Origin of the sequence: Microbacterium sp. zg-Y1090, from assembly GCF_030246945.1 — a bacterium.
Taxonomy (GTDB): Bacteria; Actinomycetota; Actinomycetes; order Actinomycetales; family Microbacteriaceae; genus Microbacterium; species Microbacterium wangruii.
On the sequence record NZ_CP126742.1, the window covers coordinates 685,082 to 703,169 of the forward strand.

Consider the following 18,088-nt stretch of genomic DNA (forward strand, 5'->3'; position numbering starts at 1 on the left):
GCGCTACGACGCCGCCGCGCGCGCGTCGAGCGCGGCCGCCATGCGCTCGACCGCCGTCCGCAGCAGCGGGCGCGGCAGAGCGAACACGAAGCGCACGTGACCTCGACCGGCCTCGCCGCACGCGATGCCGTCGATCATCGCCACCCGCGCATGCTCACGGAACCATTCCGCCAGGTCACCACCCAGGCCGTACGCGCGCAGATCGATCAGCGCGATGTAGGTGCCTTCCGGCATCGTCATCCGCGCAGCGGGGAGCAGCTCGCGCACCAGCTCCGCCAGCATCCGCCGGTTGCCGTCGAGATAGGCGACGGCGTCGTCGAGCCAGTCCGCGCCGCCGGCGAACGCCGCCGTGTTGGCGTAGACCCCGATCGTCGAGGTGCCGTGGCCGGCCCACATGCCGAACTCTTCCCACGCCGCGGCATCCGCGTCGTTCGAGAGGATCACCTGGGCGCACTTCAGCCCGGCGAGGTTCCACGCCTTCGAGGCGGATGCCGCCGTCAGCGTGTGCCCGGCCGCGGTCTCGGACACCGAGGCGTAGGGCACGTGGCGAGCCGGGCCGTAGACGATGGGCGCGTGGATCTCGTCGGAGAACACGCGTCCGCCGGCGGCATCGACCACCTCCGACACCGCGACGAGCTCGTCCCGCGTGAAGACGGTGCCGAGCGGGTTGTGCGGATTGCAGAGGACGAGCAGACCGCCCCCGTCGGCGAAAGCGCGGGCCACGCCCTCGAGGTCCATGACCATGCGGTCGTCCACCTCGATGCTCGGCACTTCGATGACCCGGCGGTCGTGCATGCCGGGCACCGTCAGGAACGGCATGTAGGCCGGCGTCGGGACGATGACGGCCGACCCGGGCGTGGAGAAGCGTTCGATCGCGAGCTCGAACGCCGCGATCACGTCGGGCACATGGTGCACCCGCTCGGGCGGTACGGCCCAGCCGTATCGGTCGGCGTACCAGGCAGCGGTGGCCGCCGAGAGATCGGTGGCCGCCTGCGTGGGCAGGTAGCCGGTCGCGCCGCGGTCCAGCGCGCCGGTGACGGCATCGCGCACCGCGGGTGCCACACCGAAGTCCATCTCGGCGACGAACGCGCCGATCGCGTCGGGGAACATCGTCCACTTCAGGCTGCCGCGCTCCCGCAGCCGGTCTTCGGTGAGGGCATCGACGTCGGTCGCGAAGGTCATGCCTCCACGTTAGGGCTCGCCGCAGACGACAACGCTCCGATGAGGACCCGACGATGACGGCGTTGCCGGACGGTTAGCAGAAGAGCCGCTCCCGGACAACGGTCATCCCTCGGCGGGCTGTTCGGTGCACCATCGAGGCGGGCGAGGGTGCAGGGGTCGCCCGGACCGACGCCGCGCGCAGCGGATGCCGGGCGGCGCATCGCACCCCGCATGCTCGAGAAAGGACTCGGACCGGCATGGGCATTCGACAGAGGTCGCAGTGGCGACAGAGGGCCGTCGGCGCGGCGGTCGTGGTGGCAGCGCTGGTGCTGGCCGGGTGCGGCCGCGCGGACGACGGAGCGCCCTCGGGCGAGGCCGGCGCGGTGACCGACGGCCCCGCCACGGGCACGATCGAGCTGTGGGCGGCGGGGGCGGAAGCCGCGGAGCTGCCGGTGCTGTTCGATGATTTCATCGCCGAGAACCCCGACGTCGAGATCAACATGACGCCCATCCCCGAAGAGGAGTTCGTCACGAAGATGACCGCGGCGATCGCCGCGGGCACCGTCCCCGACCTGGTGTACGTCTTCACCGAGCACCAGCCCGCGCTCTTCGCCACCGAGGCGTTCGCGCCGGTCCCCGAAGGACTCGTGGACGAGGCGGACTTCTTCGCGTCGGTGTGGGAGAGCGGTCAGGTCGACGGCGTGTCGTACGGGGTGCCCTGGTTCACCTACGCCCGCGTCTTCCAGTACCGCGCCGATCTGGCAGAGGCCGCCGGTCTCGAGCCACCGCAGGACTGGGACGATCTGCGCGAGTTCGCCCAGACGCTGAAGGATGCCGGCGTGGCGTATCCGCTCGCCTTCTACGTCGTCCCCTTCGACGAGTACACCGCCGCGCAGTTCGACACGTTCGCGCATCAGAACGGCGGCGGCATCATCAGCGACGACGCCACGGAGTGGACCATCGACTCCCCGGAGAACGTCGAGGCGCTGGAGTTCTACGGTTCCCTCTTCGACGACGGCTTCGTCTCGCCCGACGGCCCGACCTCGGTCGACTCCGTGGCCTACCTGGCCCAGGACCGTATCGCGGGGGTGCTCAACGGGCCGTGGCTGCGTGGCTGGATCAAGGACGCGCACGGCCAGGAGTGGCTCGACGAGCACATGGCCGCGCTGGTGCCGCCCGCAGGCCCGGGCGGTGAGCGGGCCGCCTCGATCGGCGGCGGCAACTGGGCTGTGCTGGAGGACGCCGCCAACGCCGATGCCGCCTGGAAGTTCGTGCGGTACGCCTCGGAGCCCGAGACGCAGCTGGCCTGGTTCGCGAGCATGGGAAACCTGCCGACGGTTCAGGTCGCCTGGGACGATCCGGCGATCGCCGACGACGAGGCACTTGAGCAGGTGCGCGAGGCCATGGAGTACGGCGTCTCGGTCCCGCCGGTGCCGACATGGAACCAGGTCGGCAAGGCGCTGGGAGAGCAGATCGAGCGCGTGGCACGGGGGACCGCAACCGCGCAGGAGGCGCTGGATGCGGCGCAGGCCGAGGCGGAGTCCATCGGCGTCGGCCAGTAGATGACCGCCACCGTGACGTCGGGTCCGGAAGGCAGGGCAGCGCCCCCGCCTTCCGGACCCGGGGCGGCGGGGCGGCGATGGCGTGCGACGAACCCCCCGCGGCGGTCGTCGCTGCAACGGGCGCAGGCACGGGCGGCCTGGCTGTTCCTGTTGCCCTTCCTCGTGGTGACGGCCACCTTCACCGCCGTCCCGGTTCTCGCGGCCATGGGGATGAGCCTCACCGACATCACCTCGCGCGACATCCGCACCCCCTTCGCCGTCGACTTCATCGGCTTCGAGAACTTCGTGCGGGTGCTCGGCGACGCTGGCTTCCAGCGATCGATGCTCAACACCGCGCTGTTCGTGGTGCTGTGCGTCCCGCTCAGTGCCGGACTGGGCCTCGTGCTGGCCCTGCTGCTCGACAAGGGCATCCGGCGGCTGCGCACGTTCTTCCGCGCCGCCGCCTACCTTCCCGTCATCACCAACATCGTCGCCGCGGCGGTGATCTGGCAGTATGCCTTCGCCCCGCTCGGGCCGGTCAACGCCGCTCTGGAGGGCATCGGTGCGGCGGGACCGAATTGGCTGGGCGACCCGGTGTGGGCGGTGGCGACCGTGGTGATGCTGGCGGTGTGGCGCAACGTCGGCACGTGCATGGTGCTGTTCCTGGCGGGCCTGCAGGCCATTCCTCAGCAGGTCTACGAAGCGGCGGCGGTCGACGGCGCCACGGCCGCGCGCCGCTTCCGCTCCATCACACTGCCGCTTCTGCGCCCGGCGACGCTTCTGGTTGTGGTGCTCATGACGGTGTCGTTCCTGAGCATCTTCGAGGAGCCCTATCTGCTCACCGCCGGCGGGCCACTGGGCTCGACCCGGTCCATCGCCCTGTGGATCTATCAGCAGTTCGGCTTCGGCAACACGGCGATCTCGATGGCCGGATCGTTCCTCCTCATCGTGTTCGTCTCGATCGTCGCGGTCGTGCAGTTCCGTTTGCTGAGGCCCAAGCATTGAACGCGCCGTCGCGGCTGTCCTCGGCAGCGCTGTACACCGCCGTCGTCGTGATCGTCGGGGCACTGCTGCTGCCCTTCGTCTGGGTCGTCTTCGGATCGTTCAAGACCCAGGGGGAGTTCCTCTCCGACCCGGGAGCCTGGTTCCCGCAGAGCTTCCAGGTCCAGAACTACGTCGACCTGTTCGTGGAGGAGGGGTTCGGCCTCTACTTCGTCAACAGCGCCATCGTCTCGGTCGTGGCCGTCTCGGCCAACGTGCTGTTCAGCTCGATGGCGGGATACGCGCTGGCGAAGCTGGAGTTCCGCGGCAAGAACCTCGTCTTCTCGCTCGTGATCTTCGCCTGGATCGTGCCCTACGTGGCGATCTTCGTGCCGCAGTTCCTGGTGATCGTGCAACTGGGCCTGGTGAACACCCTGTCGGGCATCATCGCGCCGCTGCTGGTGACGCCGCTGTCGGTGTTCATCATGCGCCAGTTCGCGTACTCGCTGCCCACCGAACTGCTCGAGGCGGGCAGGGTGGACGGTGCGAGCGAGGCGCGCCTGTTCTTCGGCATCTTCCTGCCGCTGTCCGGCCCGCCCGTGGCCACCATCGCGATCCTGTCGTTCCTCGGGTCGTGGAACTCGTTCCTGTGGCCGTTGATCGTGGCCCAGAGCGAGGGGACGTTCACCCTTCCCGTGGCGCTGGCGGTGGCCTCGCAGGCATCCAACACCACGGAGTTCGGCATCCTGCTGGCCGGGGCCGTGGTCGTGCTGCTGCCGGTGCTGATCCTCTTCCTCTTCCTGCAGAAGTACTTCATCCAGGGGGTCGCCACCGCCGGCATCAAGTAGCGCCGGCCGCCGGCATCCCGGGAGGACCGAGGGGATCAGCTCAGCGCGCTGGAGGACTCCGGGGTGTCGTCTGCGACGTCCGCCGCGTCGGTGTCGATGTGCTCGGCGACGAGCATGACGCCGCCGGAGGAGTTCGCGCTGCTGGCGAGTTCCTCGACCCAGCTGCGGCTGAGCTGCGTCGGCTCCGGGTCGTCGAAGACGAAGCGCAGGGGGATCGACGGGTGGATCCACACGGTGCTGCGGCCGCGCTCCTGGTCGTCGGGATGCCGCCACGACACCGTGAAGCTCTCGCCACGGCGCAGCTTGGTCGCGATGACGACCTTCAGGTGCGCCAGCGCGCGATCCTCGATGTGTACGGGCGTGGACTCGCCCCCGTAATACAGCGTTCCCACGTCACTCCACTCTCTCGGTCTGGGCTAGATCACCGCCACCGACCAAGCGGCTGCAGCGACCCCAGCCTAGCGCCCTTACGATGCCCAGACCGTGAGCGCAAGCACCCCTCGCCGATCGGGGTCAGGCCTTACGTTCTTGGGCATGGTGTATCTGCTGGTGGGAGGGCCGAGGGCGCGGCAACTCGTTGATGATCTCCCCACGGGTTACCGACCGGCCCCCATGCCCGCGGGGTCCGACGCGATGACGCTCTTCGACGATCTCGTCGTGGAAGAGGCGCTGTGGACGGACCCGGTCGGGCTGCGCTGAGGCGACGCCCCACGCCGGTGCGGGACGTGCCAGGCTGGTGCGCATGACTGTTCCCACCCTCACGCTCAATGACGGCCACACGATCCCGCAGCTCGGGTTCGGCGTCTTCAAGGTCGACCCCACCGAGACGGAGCGCATCGTCTCCGACGCGCTCGAGGTGGGCTACCGCCACATCGACACCGCGGCCGTCTACGGCAACGAGGAAGGCGTCGGTCGCGCCATCGCCGCCTCCGGCATCCCGCGCGAGGAGCTCTTCGTCACGACGAAGCTGTGGAACTCGGACCAGGGCACGCAGTCGGTCTTCGACGCGATGGACTCGAGCCTGGAAAAGCTCGGCCTGAACCACGTGGATCTGTACCTGATCCACTGGCCGCGCCCCGATCTCGACCGCTACGTGGAATCGTGGCGCGCACTGGAGCAGCTGCGCGACCGCGGACTCACCCGGTCGATCGGCGTCTCCAACTTCCACCGCTCCCACATCGAGCGCATCCTCGCCGAGTCGGACACCGTTCCGGCGGTCGACCAGATCGAGCTGCACCCGGCCTTCGCGCAGCGCGAGCTGCGTGCGTTCATCGAGCCCCTCGGCATCCGCACCGAGGCCTGGGGCCCGCTCGGGCAGGGCAAGTACGACCTCTTCGGCGAGCAGGCGATCGTGGATGCCGCGGCCGCCCACGGCGTCACGCCCGCCCAGGTCGTCATCCGCTGGCACCTGCAGCAGGGGATCATCGTGTTCCCCAAGAGCAACTCCCGGCAGCGCATGGCCGAGAACTTCGACGTGTTCGGGTTCGAGCTCTCCGTCGACGAGATGGCCGCGATCGACAGCCTGGACCGCGGTCAGCGGGTGGGGGCCGACCCCGATCAGGCCACGTTCTGATCCCGGAATGAGAATACGGCCCGGGCGATGAGCCCGGGCCGTCTTCCCGGTCGGGGTGACCCGAACACCGCGCGACCGGGGTGAAGCAGATTCCACGCTAGCCGCGGCGTGCGGCCGAGCGCGAATTGCGTGAGAACACCCTCATCCGCGGCGCGGATGCCGATGCGGCCACCCGCCGCCCCGCGCATCGGAAGATTAGGCTGACCACCCGCGGCAGACGCCGCGCGACGCGAAGGATCGCCATGAGCTCACCCAGTCCGGGACGGTTCGACCAGGGCAGCGGCACCCTCGTGCCCGCAACGGACGGATGGGCGATCGACGAGGTGGTGCCGGCATGAGCGCGCCCGCGGCCCCGGTCCGTCGCACCCCCCGGTTCATCCTCTCGTGCCTGGGGGTCGGCCTTGCCGCGGGGCTTCTCTCCGGGCTCTTCGGCGTCGGCGGCGGCACGGTGATCGTGCCCCTGCTGGTGCTGCTGCTGCACTTCGACCAGCGTCGAGCGGCCGGCACGTCGCTCGCCGCGATCGTCCCGACCGCGACGGTCGGGGTGATCTCCTACGCCGTCAACGGCTCCGTGGCCTGGATCCCCGCACTCCTCCTCGCCGCCGCGGCGGTCGTGGGCGCGCAGCTGGGCACCTGGCTGCTGGCGCGGGTGAACCAGAACGCCCTGCGGTGGGGGTTCGTCGGGTTCCTCGTGGTGGTCATCGTCTCGCTGTTCATCGTCGTGCCGTCCCGTGACGCGCAGCTCGTGCTTTCGTGGGGCACCGGACTCGGCCTGATCGCGCTGGGTTTCATCACCGGCATCCTCGCCGGTCTTCTGGGCGTCGGCGGCGGTGTCGTGGTCGTTCCGGCCCTCATGCTCCTCTTCGGCACGAGCGACCTGATCGCGAAGGGGACGTCGCTGCTGATGATGATCCCCACCGCCCTCTCGGGGACGATCGGCAACATCCGGCGGCGCAATGTCGACCTCGTCGCCGCCGCTCTCGTCGGCGTCGCCGCGTGCACGACGACCGCGCTGGGGGCGTGGTTGGCGACCCTGTTGGACCCCCTCGCCGCCAACATCCTCTTCGCTTTTTTCCTGGCCTTCATCGCCGTGCAGATGGCGCTCAGGGCGCTGCGTGCGCGCCGGGCGTAGACCGCGGTCGGTCGGCGCGGCTGTGGGAGGATGGAACGCGTGTCCGTGAATCCCGAGCTGGTCGAGCGTGTGTTCCCGCCGACCCCGCCGTACCTCGTGGGGCGAGAGAAGGTGCGCGAGTTCGCACGCGCCGTCCACGCCACCGACCCGCAGCACACCGACGTCGCCGCAGCCCGCGAGCTGGGCTACCCCGACGTCGTGGCGCCGCCGACGTTCGCGATGGTGGTGCAGGATCTGACCCTCCAGCAGCTGCTGGCCGAGCCTGATTCCGGCATCGCGCTGGAGCGCACGATCCACGCCGAGCAGCGCTTCCGCTACAGCCGGCCGATCGTCGCAGGCGACGAGATCACGGCGACCCTGTCGATCACGGGCGTGCGTCCGTTCGGCAAGGGCGCGATGGTCACCAGCGAGGCCGAGATGACCGACGCCGCGGGCGACCACGTCGTCACCGCTGTGTCGGTGCTGCTGATCGGGGGAGAGGACGAATGAGCGACCTGACCGTCGGCGACGTCGTCGCGCAGCGCACCGTGCACCTGACCCGCGAATCCCTCGTCCGCTACGCGGGGGCATCGGGTGATTTCAACCCCATCCACTACCGCGACGACGTCGCCGCCCGCGTCGGGCTTCCCGGCGTGCTGGCCCACGGGATGCTCACCATGGGGCTCGCCGTCGAGACGATCGTGCCGTGGCTGGGCGACTCCGGCCGCATCCTCGACTACGGCGTGCGCTTCACGCGCCCCGTCGTGGTGGATGCCGAGGACGGTGCCGATGTCGAGGTGACCGCCACCGTCGGCGCACTGGACGACGACTCCGCCCGCATCGATCTCAAGGTCACCTGCGCCGACACCACCGTGCTCGGCAAGGCCCAGGTGCGCGTGCGCCGCTGATGCCCGAGATCACCCCGCTTCCGCTGTCCCGGCTGACCACGCTGCGCGCCGGCGGCACTCCCCGCCGCCTCGTCGAGGCACGCACCCGCGACGAGCTGATCGAGACGGTGCGCGCGGCCTGGGCCGACGACGAGCCGTGGCTGGTCATCGGGGGAGGATCGAACCTGCTGGTCTCGGACGACCCCTTCGACGGCACCGTCGTGCTGGTGCGCACCTCCGGCATCCAGGCGCTGCCCTCCCCGCGCGCCGGGCGCGTGCGCCTGCGGGTGGAGGCGGGGCATGACTGGGACGACCTCGTGGCGTACACCGTCGCCGAGGGGCTCGCCGGCATCGAGGCGATGTCCGGGATCCCCGGCACGACCGGTGCAGCGCCCATCCAGAACGTCGGCGCCTACGGGCAGGAGATCGTGCAGACCCTCGTGGAGGTGGAGCTGCTCGACGAGGCCACCGGCGAGGTCGAGACGGTTCCCGCCGCCGACCTGGGGCTGGGCTTTCGCACCTCGGTGCTGAAGGACCACTACGGCACGGGCGCCGCCCGCCGTGGCGTCATCATCTCGGTCACGCTGGAGCTGACCGAGGTCGGTCACGGGGAGTTCCCGGTGCGCGGCGCGCAGCTGCGCCAGGCGCTGCGGCTCGAGCCGGATGCCACCGTGAGCCTCGCCTGGGTGCGCGAGACCGTGCTGGCCACCCGCCGCATGAAGGGGATGGTGCTCGACGACGCCGACCCCGACACGCACAGCGCCGGATCGTTCTTCCAGAACGCGGTCGTATCGGCCTCGTTCGCCCGCACCCTGCCGCCGGAGTGCCCACGGTGGCCAGTGGCGCCCGACCTCGACACGGTCACCGTCATCCCGCTGTCGGCCTTCGACGGCTCCGTCCCCGCGCCGGTCGCGCAGGAGCCGGAGGTGAAGGTCAGCGCCGCCTGGCTCATCGAGCACGCCGGGCTGCGCAAGGGATTCCGCCTGCCGCGCTCGCGGGCGGGTCTGTCGACCAAGCACGCGCTGGCGCTGACGAACCGCGGGTCGGCCACGGCCGAGGAGATCGCCGAGCTGGCGCGGTTCATCCAGCAGCGTGTGCAGTCCGATTTCGGGCTGATCCTCCAGCCCGAGCCGGTGCTGGTGGGCGTCGAGCTCTAGTCACGGCGTGCGCCGGCGCACGGCCTTCCGTGCGCCCCGGCCTCCGCTCGTGGCCGCGGGACCGGGGCCGACGGCTCAGGCGAACAGGCGCTGCAGACGCTGCACGCCTTCGAGCAGCTGGTCGTCGCCGAGCGCGTACGACAGTCGCAGGTACCCGGAGGGGCCGAACGCTTCACCCGGGACGACGGCGACCTCGGCCTGCTCGAGGATGAGGTCGGCCAGCTCCAGCGACGTCGTCGGGGTGACCCCGCCCCACGTGCGGCCCAGCAGGCCGGTGACGTCGGGATAGACGTAGAACGCGCCGAGCGGGTTCGGCACGGTCACACCGTCGATCTTGGCGAGCTCACCGACGATGAGGCGACGGCGGCGGTCGAACGCGACCCGCATCTGCTCGGCCTCGTCCTGGGGGCCGGTGAGGGCGGCGAGCGCTGCGCGCTGCGCGACGTTGTTGACGTTGGAGCTCAGGTGCGACTGCAGGTTGGCCGCCAGCTTGATGGCGTCGGCGGGGCCGACCATCCAGCCCACGCGCCACCCGGTCATGGCGTAGGTCTTCGCGACACCGTTGACCAGCAGCGTCTGGCCGGCCAGCTCCGGCACGGCCTCGACGATCGACACGGCGCGCGCTCCGTCGTAGACGAGGTTCTGGTAGATCTCGTCGGTGACCACCCAGATTCCGTGCTCGAGCGCCCACTGACCGATCTCGGCGGTCTCCTCGGGGGTGTAGACCGATCCGGTGGGGTTGGACGGCGACACGAACACCAGCACGGTGGTGCGCTCGGTGCGGGCGGCCTCGAGCTGCGCCACGGTGACCTTGTAGTCCTGGTCCGCGCCGGCGAAGACCTCGACCGGCACGCCGTCGGCCAGCGCGATCGCCTCGGGGTAGGTGGTCCAGTACGGCGCGGGCAGCAGCACCTCGTCGCCCGGGTTCACCACGGCCTGGAACGCCTGGTAGACGGCCTGCTTGCCGCCGTTGGTGACCACGATCTGCGAAGGGGAGACCTCCAGGCCGGAGTCGCGCATGGTCTTCGCGGCGATCGCCTCGCGCAGCACCGGAAGGCCGGCGGCAGGCGTGTAGCGGTAGTTCGCGGGGTCCCTCAGCGCCTCGGCGGCCGCGTCCACGATGAACTGCGGCGTGGCGAAGTCGGGCTCGCCCGCCGCATATGAGATGACGGGGCGACCGGCCGCCTGCAGGGACTTCGCCTTGGCATCCACCTTCAGGGTGGCGGACTCGGCGATGGCGGACAGCTTGCGGGACAGGGGAGCGCGTTCGGTCACGGTTGAAATCGTAGTGCGCGACCGTGCTTCGCGCCGGGCGAGCGGCGTTCACGGGCAACTGTGCGTAGGGAAAACATCGCCGATCACGCATGCTGTATCCATGGACATGGATGCCGTGCGGGTGGAGAACCTGCGCAAGACCTATGGCGATGTCGCCGTGGTCGACGACGTGAGCTTCACCATCGCGCGCGGCGAGACCTTCGCTCTGCTGGGCCCCAACGGCGCAGGGAAATCCACCACGGTGGAGATCCTGGAAGGGTACCGGCGCCGCACCGCCGGGTCCGTCAGCGTGCTGGGCGCCGACCCCGGCACGGCAGGGCTGGAGTGGAAGGCCCGCATCGGCATCGTGCTGCAGTCGGCGGGTCAGGGCGGCCTCTACACGGTGCGCGAGCAGCTGCGGCAGTTCGCCACCTACTACCCCCGCGCCCGCGACGTCGACGAGGTGATCGCCGCGGTCGGGCTCGAGGCGCAGGCCGGCACCCGCATCTCCAAGCTCTCCGGCGGTCAGCAGCGCCGCGTCGACGTGGCGCTGGGGATCATCGGCCGGCCGGAGCTGCTGTTCCTCGACGAGCCGACGACGGGGTTCGACCCGCAAGCGCGGCGCGAGTTCTGGCAGCTGATCCGCGGGCTGCAGGACGAGGGCACGACGATCCTGCTCACGACCCACTACCTCGACGAGGCTGCCCAGCTGGCCGACCGGGTGGCCGTGATCACTCGCGGGCGTCTGCGGGCGATCGGCCCGGTCGCCGGGTTCGGCGGGGAGCAGGCCCGCACGCCGCGGGTCACCTGGCGAGAGGGCGGGGTCACGCACGAGGCCCGCACCGCTCGTCCGTGGGAGTTCACCGCGGCGTTGGCCGAACGACTCGGCGGTGAGCCGGAAGGGCTGGAGATCCGCCGCCCGGCGCTGGAGGAGATCTACCTCTCGATGGTCGACGAGCAGGAAGGCGTGGATGCCGCCGGCGACACCGCGCTCGGCGGCGCAGAGGACGAGGCGCCCCAGGCCCCCGCGACCGAGGGGGCGGGTCGATGAGCGTCATCGCCCTCGGCGTGCACCGCGCCGCCTACGAGGTGCGCGGATACTTCCGCGCCGGCGACACCCTGTTCTTCACGTTCCTCTTCCCGGTGTTCATGCTGGCGCTGTTCAGCACGATCTTCCAGGAGGAGGGCGGCATCGCCGGCGGGCCGGGCGTTCCCGAGCTGTCGGCGGCCGAGCTGTACCTGCCGGCGATGCTCGCTGCGGGTCTGCTGCTGTCGGGCTTCCAGAACCTCGCGGTCGACATCGCCATGGAGCGCTCCGACGGCACCCTGAAAAGGCTCGGGGGCACGCCCCTGTCGCCGGTGAGCTACTTCGCGGGCAAGATCGCCCAGGTGCTCACCACGGGCGTGCTGCAGGCGTTCATCCTCATCGTCGTCGCAGCGGTCGTGTTCGATGTCGCGCTGCCGTCCGACGCGGAGTCGTGGATCACGTTCGCCTGGGTGTTCCTCCTCGGGCTCATCGCATCCGCGCTCCTGGGCATCGCGGTCTCTTCGCTGCCGCGCTCGGGGCGCAGCGCCACGGCGGTGGTCGTCCCCATCGCGCTCGTGCTGCAGTTCGTCTCGGGCGTCTACATCTTCTTCTGGCAGCTGCCGGACTGGCTGCAGTACGTCGCCAGCGCGTTCCCGCTGGTGTGGATGGCGCGTGGCATGCGCGCCGCGTTCTTGCCCCCCGAGTACGCCACCCTCGAGCCCGGTGACGGCTGGGAGCTCGGCTGGGTGGCGCTGGCGCTGGGCATCTGGCTGCTGGTGGGACTCCTGCTCAGCCGCGCGACCTTCCGCTGGATCCGCCGCGACGCGTGAGCCGAGCGCCCGCCCGGCGGGGCGGGCGCTGCCCCCGCGTCAGAGGTCCAGCGGCCAGGCCGGATGCAGCTGGATGACCCCTGCGGTGGCCATCGGATGCCGCGAGGCCAGCTCGACGGCTTCGTCCAGCGTCTCGCACTCGAGCACGTCGAAGCCGCCGAGGAGCTCGTAGGACTCGGCGAACGGGCCGTCGCTGACGATCACGCCGTTGCGCCGGCGTCGCACGGTCTTGGCCTCGGCGGCCGGTCGCAGCCGGTCGCCCAGCACAGCCCTGTCGGTCCCGTATGCCTCGTCGACCCAGTCCTCGATCGAGACGGGCGGCTCCTCGGGGGCATCGAGGTCGGGATCGGTGAGCACGAGCATGAGGTATCGCATTTGCGTCGCCTTTCGTTGGAGTGACGTTACGACAGCACGTCGCTGCGGCGGCAGGGGGAATCGACATTCCGGGAGAGGAAACGGCGGATGCCCCGGACCGGGTGGTCCGAGGCATCCGCCGTGTCGAGCGCGTGCTCAGCCGAACTGGTTCATCGTGTTGTGCGCGCCGCCCGCCTTCAGGGCCGCCGCGCCGGCGAAGTACTCCTTGTGGTTGTCGCCGATGTCGCTTCCCGCCATGTTCTGGTGCTTGACCGTCGCGATGCCCTCGCGGATCTCGCGGCGCTGCACGCCCCGGACGTACGCGAGCATGCCCTCGTCGCCGAAGTAGCCCTTGGCGAGGTCATCGGTGGACAGCGCGGCCGTGTGGTAGGTCGGCAGCGTGATGAGGTGGTGGAAGATGCCCGCCCGAGCCGACCCGTCGCGCTGGAACGTGCGGATCTTCTCGTCGGCCAGCCGGCCGAGCTCGGTGTCGTCGTAGGCGACGTTCATGAGCTCACCGCGGTCGTAGGCCGAGACGTCCTCGCCCTGCTCGGCCAGCTGGTCGTAGGCCTGCTGGCGGAAGTTGAGCGTCCAGTTGAACGACGGGCTGTTGTTGTAGACGAGCTTCGCATCCGGGATCTCCTCGCGGATCGCGTCGACCATGCCGGCGATCTGCTCCACGTGGGGCTTCTCGGTCTCGATCCACAGCAGGTCGGCGCCGTTGCGCAGCGAGGTGATGCAGTCCAGCACGACGCGCTCCTCGCCGGTGCCGGCGCGGAACTGGTAGAGGTTGCTCGCCAGGCGCTGGGGGCGCAGCAGCTTGCCGTCGCGCTTGATGACGACATCGCCGTTGCCGAGGTCGGACTCCGAGATCTCCTCGACGTCCAGGAACGAGTTGTACCGGTCGCCGAGATCGCCGGGCTCCTGCGTGACGGCGAGCTTCTGCGTCAGGCCGGCGCCGAGCGAATCGGTGCGGGCGACGATGATGCCGTTGTCGATGCCCAGCTCGAGGAAGGCGTAGCGCACCGCGTTGATCTTGGCGATGAAGTCCTCGTGGGGGACGGTGACCTTGCCGTCCTGATGACCGCACTGCTTCTCGTCCGACACCTGGTTCTCGATCTGGATGGCGCAGGCGCCCGCCTCGATCATCTTCTTCGCCAGCAGGTACGTCGCCTCGGGGTTTCCGAACCCGGCGTCGATGTCCGCGATGATCGGCACGACGTGGGTCTCGTAGGCGTCGATCTGCGCCTGGATGAACTCCGCCGCCGTCTCGTCGCCGGCGCTGCGCGCGTGGTCGAGCTGCGTGAAGAGCAGGTCGAGCTCGCGGGCGTCGGCCTGGCGCAGGAACGTGTAGAGCTCCTCGATGAGGGCCGGAACAGAGGTCTTCTCGTGCATCGACTGGTCGGGCAGCGGCCCGAACTCCGACCGGAGCGCGGCGACCATCCACCCGGAGAGGTAGAGGTAGCGCTTGTTCGTGGACTTCAGGTGCTTCTTGATCGAGATCAGCTTCTGCTGGCCGATGAAACCGTGCCAGACGCCGAGCGACTGGGTGTAGACCGACGAGTCCTGGTCGTACTCGGCCATGTCGCGGCGCATGATGTCGGCCGTGTACTGGGCGATCTCGAGCCCGGTCTTGAAGCGGTTCTGCGCCCGCATCCGGGCGACGGACTCGGGGTTGATGGCATCCCACGCGGATCCGTGCTCCGCCTTGAGCGCCTGGATGGCCTGGATGTCGTCCTGGTAGGTGGTCATTGCTGTTCCCTTCGTTGGGGTGTGAGTGTGGCGTCGCGCAGGCGACGGCGAGCGCGGGTCAGTCGGCCTCGATGAGGAAGCGCGAATACGCCGAGAGGGTGAGGAAGGCGGGGAAGTCCTGGCCGAGTGCGACCTCGCGGAACACCTCCGCGGCGTCGTCGAACCGATCGCCGCTGCGGCGCGGGACCTCGCCGAGCATCTCGGCGATGAGCCCCTCGATGTAGTCGCGGGTGATGCGGTCTCCCTCCGCGGTGGACAGATCCTGGTGGATCCACTGCCACACCTGCGAGCGGCTGATCTCGGCCGTCGCGGCATCCTCCATCAGGTTGTCGATCGCGACCGCACCCTGGCCGCGCAGCCAGGCCTCGAGGTAGCGGATCGCGACCGACACGTTGTCGCGCACACCCTGCGCGGTGATAGGGCGCCCGATGCGCACGTCGATCAGATCGGCCGCTGTGACGTTCACGTCGAACCGCTCGCGGTCCACCTGGTTCGGCTGCTCGCCCAGCACCGCGTCGAACTCTGCGCGGGCGACGGGGATGAGGTCGGGGTGGGCGACCCACGTGCCGTCGAAGCCGTCGGTGGCCTCGCGCTTCTTGTCTGCGGCCACCTTCTCGAACGCGCGCTCGGTCACCTCGGGGTCGCGGCGGTTGGGGATGAAGGCGCTCATCCCGCCGATCGCGAAGGCGCCGCGCTTGTGGCACGTCTGCACCAGCAGTTCGGTGTACGACCGCATGAACGGCACGGTCATCGTGACCTCGCTGCGGTCGGGGAGCACGAAGCGGGCGCCGCGGCCGCGGTAGTTCTTGATGATCGAGAAGATGTAGTCCCAGCGGCCCGCGTTCAGGCCGGCGCAATGGTCGCGCAGCTCGAAGAGGATCTCCTCCATCTCGAACGCCGCCGGCAGCGTCTCGATCAGCACCGTCGCACGGATGGTGCCGTGCGGGATGCCGACGTACTGCTCGCTGAACGTGAAGATGTCGTCCCACAGCCGCGCCTCTTCGCTCGACTCCAGCTTGGGGAGGTAGAAGTAGGGTCCGCGGCCGTTCGCGATCAGCTGCGCCGCGTTGTGGAAGAAGTACAGGCCGAAGTCCACGAGCGACCCGGATGCCGCCATCTCGCGACCGAAGCGGTCGGTGAAGCGGATGTGGTGCTCGATGAGGTGCCAGCCGCGCGGGCGCATCACGATCGTGGGCGTCTGCTCGGCGGTGACCTCGTAGCGCTTGCCCTCCGGGCTCGTGTACGACAGCTCGCCGCGGATCGCGTCGCGCAGGCTCAGCTGACCTTCGATGACGTTCTTCCACGTGGGGCTCGTGGCGTCCTCCTGATCGGCGAGCCACACCTTCGCGCCCGAGTTGAGCGCGTTGATCGTCATCTTCGGGTCGGTGGGGCCGGTGATCTCGACGCGACGGTCCTCGAGGCCGGGACCGGCGCCGGCGACCTGCCATTCGGCATCCTCGCGGATGTGCCGGGTGTCGTCGCGGAAGTGCGGGTCGTGGCCGTTGCCGATCTGGAACCGCCGGCGCATGCGGTCGGCGAGCCGGTCGTGGCGGCGGGAGCTGAAGCGCTGGTGCAGCTCGGTGAGGAAGGCCAGAGCGTCGGGGGTGAGGATCTCGTCGTAGCGGGAGCCGAGGCGACCGACGACGTCGACGGATGCCTCGCGCGTCGGGGTGGGGATCGGTGCGGTGCGCGTGCGCATCGGGGTGGCGGTTGCAGGTGTCATGTCCCTGTTCTCCTGTGAGCGAGTGCGGGTGAGTGTTCCTGGGCTGCGCGACCGGCGAGTGAGCCGGGTCTGCAGTCCGCGATCCTCGGTGCGGATCCCTGGGGGTGTGGCGTGGTTCCACTATCCGGTGAACATCCCGGGTCTGAACGGCCGAATCCGGTGTGAAGTTTCCCGATACTTCTGCATTCGTGACAGAATCCGGCCATGACGACCTCTCTCGATGTCGAGATCGACGCTCGCTCCGCCGACGATGAAGCGGTGGACGCACTGACGATGGGCCGGCGCATCCGTCAGCTGCGCACGGCCAGGGGGATGACCCTCGACGAGCTCGCCGCCGCCGTCGAGCGCGCACCCAGTCAGCTGTCGATGATCGAGAACGGCAAGCGGGAGCCGAAGCTCACCCTGCTTCGGGCGATCTCGCGGGCCCTGGGGACGACGCTCGACGCGCTGCTGGAGAGCCAGCCGCTCGACGAGCGGGCGACGCTCGAGATCCAGCTGGAACGGGCGATGCGCGGCCAGACCTTCCAGGCGCTGGGCATCGCGCCCTTCCGTGTCGGCAAGACGGTGCCCACCGAGGCGCTGAAGGCGATGATCGCACTGCAGGGCGAGATCGAGCGCCTGCGCGACGAGCGGTCCGCGACCCCCGAGGAAGCGCGGCGGGCGAATGTGGCGCTGCGGCGTCTCATGAGGACGCAGAACAACTACTTCGCCGACCTCGAGCAGCACGCCCGCGGCATCCTCGATGCCGTCGGCCACCCCGGCGGGCCGCTCACACAGCGGACGGCGTCGGACATCGCCGCGCACCTCGGCTTCACGCTGCATTACGTGCCCGACCTGCCGCAGACGACCCGCAGCGTCGCCGACATCAAGAACGGGCGGCTCTACCTCTCGAGCCGCGTCACGGCGAAGGCCGACCCGCGCACGGCCGTGCTGCAGGCGCTGTCCAGCCGCATCCTCGGGCACTCCGAGCCGCACAGCTACGCCGAGTTCCTGCGCCAGCGGGTGGAGACGAACTACCTCACCGGCGCGCTGCTGATCCCCGAGGCGCACGTCGTGCCGGCCCTGCGGGATGCCAAGGCCCGCAGAGCACTGTCGATCGAGGACCTGCGCGACACGTACTCCGTGTCGTACGAGACGGCCGCGCACCGGTTCACCAACCTCGCGACGACCCACCTCGGCATCCCGGTGCACTTCCTCAAGGTGCACGAATCGGGGACGATCACGAAGGCGTATGAGAACGACGACGTGAACTTCCCCACCGACCGGCTGGGGTCGATCGAGGGGCAGATGTGCTGCCGCAAGTGGACGAGCCGCGTGGTCTTCGACGTCGACGACCACTTCAACCCGTACTACCAGTACACCGACACCGGCAACGGCACCTACTGGTGCACGGCGCGGGTGGAGGCGTCCAGCGAGGGGGCGCACTCGGTCAGCGTGGGCGTGCGCTTCGATGACACGAAGTGGTTCCTGGGACGCGACACTCCGAACCGCGGCGTCTCGAAGCACTCGGTCGAGGCGTGCTGCCGCCGGGCGCCGGCCGACCTCGAGTCGGCGTGGCGCGAGCACTCGTGGCCGAACGTGCGTACGCCGCGGACGCTGCTGGCGACCCTGCCGACGGGCTCGTTCCCGGGGGTGGACTCGACCGAGGTGTACGAGTTCCTCGAGGCGCACGCGCCACGCTGAGCGCCGCCGTCGGGCGCTGCGCTGCTCCCGCGCGCTGCTCGTGTGTCGGGCGCTGCTCGCCCTCGCGCGCTGCTCGTGTGTCGGGCGCTGCTCGCCCTCGCGCGCTGCTCGTGTGTCGCGGATGGCGGGTTCCGCTGGCACGAGACTGTGCGTAAGCGACACTCGAGCAGCGCTCGGCGGGGGCGGGTGAGCGGTATGTTCGGGGC

The 18,088-nt window shown here is 69.9% G+C and carries 18 protein-coding genes; 12 read left to right on the top strand and 6 right to left on the bottom strand.

Annotation, left to right across the window (positions count from 1 at the left end):
- Nucleotides 1–3 precede the first annotated feature (3 nt).
- Nucleotides 4–1,182 carry a MalY/PatB family protein gene (locus tag QNO26_RS03145; protein ID WP_257526067.1) on the bottom strand — a complete coding sequence of 393 codons (1,179 nt, stop codon included), beginning with the start codon at nucleotides 1,180–1,182 and terminating at the stop codon, nucleotides 4–6.
- A gap of 236 nt (nucleotides 1,183–1,418) precedes the next feature.
- On the opposite strand from QNO26_RS03145, the gene QNO26_RS03150 reads away from it, so the two are divergent.
- The 3 genes from QNO26_RS03150 to QNO26_RS03160 all read left to right on the top strand — a co-directional run bounded on the left by QNO26_RS03150 (nucleotide 1,419) and on the right by QNO26_RS03160 (nucleotide 4,531).
- The gene (locus tag QNO26_RS03150; protein WP_257526066.1) at nucleotides 1,419–2,723 is read left to right on the top strand and encodes an extracellular solute-binding protein; all 1,305 of its coding nucleotides are present in this window, start codon (nucleotides 1,419–1,421) and stop codon (nucleotides 2,721–2,723) included.
- 150 nt (nucleotides 2,724–2,873) lie between these two features.
- On the top strand, nucleotides 2,874–3,707 hold the full coding sequence (locus QNO26_RS03155) for a carbohydrate ABC transporter permease (protein WP_257526065.1): 834 nt from the start codon (nucleotides 2,874–2,876) through the stop codon (nucleotides 3,705–3,707).
- The gene (locus tag QNO26_RS03160) at nucleotides 3,704–4,531 is read left to right on the top strand and encodes a carbohydrate ABC transporter permease (protein ID WP_257526064.1); all 828 of its coding nucleotides are present in this window, start codon (nucleotides 3,704–3,706) and stop codon (nucleotides 4,529–4,531) included. The genes QNO26_RS03155 and QNO26_RS03160 overlap by 4 nt, the downstream gene beginning before the upstream one ends.
- Nucleotides 4,532–4,566: 35 nt before the next feature.
- Here the strand turns inward: QNO26_RS03160 and QNO26_RS03165 are convergent, their stop codons facing one another.
- Nucleotides 4,567–4,923: a DUF7882 family protein gene (locus tag QNO26_RS03165; RefSeq protein WP_257526063.1), complete on the bottom strand. Its 357-nt coding sequence runs from the start codon at nucleotides 4,921–4,923 to the stop codon at nucleotides 4,567–4,569.
- Nucleotides 4,924–5,065: 142 nt separating this feature from the next.
- On the opposite strand from QNO26_RS03165, the gene QNO26_RS03170 reads away from it, so the two are divergent.
- The 6 genes from QNO26_RS03170 to QNO26_RS03195 all read left to right on the top strand — a co-directional run bounded on the left by QNO26_RS03170 (nucleotide 5,066) and on the right by QNO26_RS03195 (nucleotide 9,259).
- Nucleotides 5,066–5,230, top strand: coding sequence for a hypothetical protein (locus QNO26_RS03170; RefSeq protein ID WP_257526062.1), 165 nt, complete (start codon nucleotides 5,066–5,068; stop codon nucleotides 5,228–5,230).
- 43 nt (nucleotides 5,231–5,273) lie between these two features.
- Nucleotides 5,274–6,104: an aldo/keto reductase gene (locus tag QNO26_RS03175; RefSeq protein ID WP_257526061.1), complete on the top strand. Its 831-nt coding sequence runs from the start codon at nucleotides 5,274–5,276 to the stop codon at nucleotides 6,102–6,104.
- Nucleotides 6,105–6,438: 334 nt separating this feature from the next.
- Complete coding sequence (locus QNO26_RS03180; protein ID WP_257526060.1) at nucleotides 6,439–7,236, top strand: sulfite exporter TauE/SafE family protein; 798 nt, start codon at nucleotides 6,439–6,441, stop codon at nucleotides 7,234–7,236.
- 39 nt (nucleotides 7,237–7,275) lie between these two features.
- Nucleotides 7,276–7,725: an FAS1-like dehydratase domain-containing protein gene (locus tag QNO26_RS03185; RefSeq protein ID WP_257526059.1), complete on the top strand. Its 450-nt coding sequence runs from the start codon at nucleotides 7,276–7,278 to the stop codon at nucleotides 7,723–7,725.
- Entirely contained in the window at nucleotides 7,722–8,123 is a 402-nt protein-coding gene (locus QNO26_RS03190; protein ID WP_257526058.1) for a MaoC/PaaZ C-terminal domain-containing protein, read from the top strand. Before QNO26_RS03185 ends, QNO26_RS03190 begins: the two co-directional genes overlap by 4 nt.
- Nucleotides 8,123–9,259 (top strand): UDP-N-acetylmuramate dehydrogenase, encoded by a 1,137-nt coding sequence (locus tag QNO26_RS03195; protein WP_257526057.1) that lies wholly within the window; start codon nucleotides 8,123–8,125, stop codon nucleotides 9,257–9,259. Before QNO26_RS03190 ends, QNO26_RS03195 begins: the two co-directional genes overlap by 1 nt.
- A gap of 75 nt (nucleotides 9,260–9,334) precedes the next feature.
- Here QNO26_RS03195 and QNO26_RS03200 read toward each other — a convergent pair whose 3' ends face one another.
- Nucleotides 9,335–10,534, bottom strand: coding sequence for a pyridoxal phosphate-dependent aminotransferase (locus QNO26_RS03200; RefSeq protein ID WP_257526056.1), 1,200 nt, complete (start codon nucleotides 10,532–10,534; stop codon nucleotides 9,335–9,337).
- A 100-nt stretch (nucleotides 10,535–10,634) separates the two neighbouring features.
- Here QNO26_RS03200 and QNO26_RS03205 point away from each other — a divergent pair, with 100 nt between their 5' ends.
- Nucleotides 10,635–11,564, top strand: coding sequence for an ABC transporter ATP-binding protein (locus tag QNO26_RS03205; protein WP_257526055.1), 930 nt, complete (start codon nucleotides 10,635–10,637; stop codon nucleotides 11,562–11,564).
- Nucleotides 11,561–12,370: an ABC transporter permease gene (locus QNO26_RS03210; RefSeq protein WP_257526054.1), complete on the top strand. Its 810-nt coding sequence runs from the start codon at nucleotides 11,561–11,563 to the stop codon at nucleotides 12,368–12,370. The genes QNO26_RS03205 and QNO26_RS03210 overlap by 4 nt, the downstream gene beginning before the upstream one ends.
- Nucleotides 12,371–12,409: 39 nt before the next feature.
- On the opposite strand, the gene QNO26_RS03215 is transcribed toward QNO26_RS03210, so the two are convergent.
- The 3 genes from QNO26_RS03215 to aceB form a co-directional block, all read right to left on the bottom strand.
- The gene (locus QNO26_RS03215) at nucleotides 12,410–12,745 is read right to left on the bottom strand and encodes a YciI family protein (protein ID WP_257526053.1); all 336 of its coding nucleotides are present in this window, start codon (nucleotides 12,743–12,745) and stop codon (nucleotides 12,410–12,412) included.
- A gap of 135 nt (nucleotides 12,746–12,880) precedes the next feature.
- Complete coding sequence (locus QNO26_RS03220; RefSeq protein ID WP_257526052.1) at nucleotides 12,881–14,476, bottom strand: isocitrate lyase; 1,596 nt, start codon at nucleotides 14,474–14,476, stop codon at nucleotides 12,881–12,883.
- 58 nt (nucleotides 14,477–14,534) lie between these two features.
- Nucleotides 14,535–16,175 carry a malate synthase A gene (aceB, locus tag QNO26_RS03225; protein WP_257526328.1) on the bottom strand — a complete coding sequence of 547 codons (1,641 nt, stop codon included), beginning with the start codon at nucleotides 16,173–16,175 and terminating at the stop codon, nucleotides 14,535–14,537.
- A 228-nt stretch (nucleotides 16,176–16,403) separates the two neighbouring features.
- On the opposite strand from aceB, the gene QNO26_RS03230 reads away from it, so the two are divergent.
- Nucleotides 16,404–17,882: a helix-turn-helix transcriptional regulator gene (locus QNO26_RS03230; RefSeq protein ID WP_257526051.1), complete on the top strand. Its 1,479-nt coding sequence runs from the start codon at nucleotides 16,404–16,406 to the stop codon at nucleotides 17,880–17,882.
- Nucleotides 17,883–18,088 lie beyond the last annotated feature (206 nt).

Coding starts and splice junctions, on each gene's coding strand:
- QNO26_RS03150 (WP_257526066.1), top strand. CDS start 1,419: ATGGGCATTCGACAGAGGTCGCAGTGGCGACAGAGGGCCGTCGGCGCG.
- QNO26_RS03175 (WP_257526061.1), top strand. CDS start 5,274: ATGACTGTTCCCACCCTCACGCTCAATGACGGCCACACGATCCCGCAG.
- QNO26_RS03210 (WP_257526054.1), top strand. CDS start 11,561: ATGAGCGTCATCGCCCTCGGCGTGCACCGCGCCGCCTACGAGGTGCGC.
- QNO26_RS03190 (WP_257526058.1), top strand. CDS start 7,722: ATGAGCGACCTGACCGTCGGCGACGTCGTCGCGCAGCGCACCGTGCAC.
- QNO26_RS03180 (WP_257526060.1), top strand. CDS start 6,439: ATGAGCGCGCCCGCGGCCCCGGTCCGTCGCACCCCCCGGTTCATCCTC.
- QNO26_RS03215 (WP_257526053.1), bottom strand. CDS start 12,745: ATGCGATACCTCATGCTCGTGCTCACCGATCCCGACCTCGATGCCCCC.
- QNO26_RS03195 (WP_257526057.1), top strand. CDS start 8,123: ATGCCCGAGATCACCCCGCTTCCGCTGTCCCGGCTGACCACGCTGCGC.
- QNO26_RS03205 (WP_257526055.1), top strand. CDS start 10,635: ATGGACATGGATGCCGTGCGGGTGGAGAACCTGCGCAAGACCTATGGC.
- aceB (WP_257526328.1), bottom strand. CDS start 16,175: ATGCGCACGCGCACCGCACCGATCCCCACCCCGACGCGCGAGGCATCC.
- QNO26_RS03220 (WP_257526052.1), bottom strand. CDS start 14,476: ATGACCACCTACCAGGACGACATCCAGGCCATCCAGGCGCTCAAGGCG.
- QNO26_RS03145 (WP_257526067.1), bottom strand. CDS start 1,182: ATGACCTTCGCGACCGACGTCGATGCCCTCACCGAAGACCGGCTGCGG.
- QNO26_RS03230 (WP_257526051.1), top strand. CDS start 16,404: ATGACGACCTCTCTCGATGTCGAGATCGACGCTCGCTCCGCCGACGAT.
- QNO26_RS03170 (WP_257526062.1), top strand. CDS start 5,066: ATGGTGTATCTGCTGGTGGGAGGGCCGAGGGCGCGGCAACTCGTTGAT.